Origin of the sequence: Psychrobacter sp. CAL346-MNA-CIBAN-0220 (genome assembly GCF_040309805.1) — a bacterium.
Taxonomy (GTDB): Bacteria; Pseudomonadota; Gammaproteobacteria; order Pseudomonadales; family Moraxellaceae; genus Psychrobacter.
Window position 1 is genome coordinate 1 of the sequence record NZ_JBEOPF010000295.1, and the last position, 271, is coordinate 271.

At 50.6% G+C, this 271-nt stretch carries 1 protein-coding gene; it reads left to right on the forward strand.

The annotated features are described in order from the left end of the window. The coding region (locus AAEY88_RS13695; protein WP_350563269.1) for a hypothetical protein at positions 1-271 on the forward strand (271 nt) is incomplete at both ends.

Below are 271 nucleotides of genomic sequence, written 5' to 3' on the forward strand. Positions count from 1 at the left end.
ATTTTGTCACCACAGCGCGTCCTGCGTTTCATGACACTCTCTGTGATAGAGCCCCAGCCGATAAGCTTGAACGTATTGCATACGAGCTGGCCAATAGGCCCTCAAATTTTCCCGATGGTAAACCAACCGGTCACCACGGTGGCCCTTGGGCCGCGGCTAAATATTTACACCGCGATCCCAGCAAAGAAGTCATCGGCTGGGGCTGTGCCAATGACAACATGTGCGCAGAAGATGCAGCTATAAGTGATTTAAGACAAAAAGTGGGTAATGT